At 71.1% G+C, this 1,513-nt stretch carries 2 protein-coding genes; one reads left to right on the forward strand and one right to left on the reverse strand.

Annotation, left to right across the window (positions count from 1 at the left end):
• Positions 1-44 precede the first annotated feature (44 nt).
• Complete coding sequence (locus WH07_RS17615) at positions 45-914, forward strand: DMT family transporter (RefSeq protein WP_046500939.1); 870 nt, start codon at positions 45-47, stop codon at positions 912-914.
• A gap of 17 nt (positions 915-931) precedes the next feature.
• Here the strand turns inward: WH07_RS17615 and WH07_RS17620 are convergent, their stop codons facing one another.
• Positions 932-1,318: an STAS domain-containing protein gene (locus WH07_RS17620; RefSeq protein ID WP_046500938.1), complete on the reverse strand. Its 387-nt coding sequence runs from the start codon at positions 1,316-1,318 to the stop codon at positions 932-934.
• Between the last annotated feature and the right edge of the window lie 195 nt (positions 1,319-1,513).

Genomic DNA, 1,513 nt, shown 5'->3' on the forward strand with positions numbered 1-1,513 from the left:
GGATGAGAGGGGTTCCCGGGCGGGGGCGTGCGCATGATGGGGTGGTGATCAGTGTTCTGTTCGCCGTACTGACCGCGATCAGCAACGGCTCCGCCTCGGTGCTCCAGCGACGGGCCGCGTCCACCGTGCCCGATGCCGTGGCCATGAAGCTCGCGCTGATCAAGCATCTGCTGCGGCAGCGGGTGTGGCTGATGGGCATCGGACTGGTGATCGTGGCCGCGGTGTGCCAGGCGGTGGCGCTGGCCACCGGGCCGATCGCCGTGGTGCAGCCGATCTTTGTGATCGAGCTGCCGTCGACCCTGCTGATCGCCGGGTACACCTTCAGGATCCGGCTGCCCCGCAGGATCTGGTACGCCGTGGCGGCCGTGACCGGCGGGCTCGCCCTGGGGATGGCCACTGCGGCGCCGGGCGGCGGGTCCGAGTCGGTGAGCGGCTACGCCTGGATCCCGGCGCTGGTCGCCACCGGGATCTTCGAGGCCGTAGTGATCACCTGGGCCCTGAGGCTGCGCGGCAATCCGCGTGCCGCCCTGCTCGGGCTCGCCGCCGCCTGCGGATACGCGCTGACCGCCGCGCTGATGAAGGACGCCATGGCCCGCCTCACCAACGGCGGGGTGGTGGCGATGCTGACCTCCTGGCAGATCTACGGCACCGCGGTGGCCGGGGTGGGCGCCCTGTTCCTGCTGCAGAACGCCCTTCAGGCGGGCATGCTCGCCTTCTCCCAGCCGATGCTCACCCTCGGCGACGCGCTGATCAGCATCACCTACGGTGTGGTCCTGTTCGGTGAGACGGTACGCACGGGATGGTGGCTGGTGCCCGAACTCGCGGCCATCGCCCTGATCGCGGCCGGCTGTCTGGAACTGGCCCGCTCCCCGCTGGCGTCCGGCGGCCCGCCCCCCAAGCCCCGCGTCCGCTGACCAGGAGGGCGCGGCCGTCACCCCTGGCGCGGCATGCGGAAGTCCGCGTACCCGTGGACCGGGCTCGGGCAGGCGTCGAGGACGTCGAAGGCGTCCAGCAGTCCGGTGATCCGCAGCATCCGGTGGATGGGCGGATTGCGGATGATCAGCGCCAGTCTGCCGCCGCGCTCCCTGATCCGGCGGCGCGCCCTGCACAGGACGGAGAGTCCCCGGCAGTCGAGGAAACTCACATGCTGGAGGTCGATCAGCAGGTCCGGCTTGGGGACGTCGGTCAGCGAGTCGAGGTACTCGGAGATGGCGGGCGCGGTCAGGACATCGATCTCCCCGTGCAGTTCCACCAGGGTGGTCCGTCCCACGACCCGCTCACGCGGGCGGTCGCGCCACTCGTCCGACACGGCGATCACTCACTCCATTCCTGCGCGGCTTCTTGCGTTGCGTCTATAAAAGGCGTCGGCCGCGGGGTAGTGAGAGTGCCGACCGGCCCTTTGAACGGGCCCATGAGTACCCGGCGAAGTGCCACTCGGGACCCGGCCCCAGCGGTGACGGGGCAGGGGGAGCGGTGGCGGGGCCGGCCGGCCCCGCCACCGCTCCCCCTGCTC

Origin of the sequence: Streptomyces odonnellii, from assembly GCF_000981895.1 — a bacterium.
Lineage (GTDB): Bacteria > Actinomycetota > Actinomycetes > Streptomycetales > Streptomycetaceae > Streptomyces > Streptomyces odonnellii.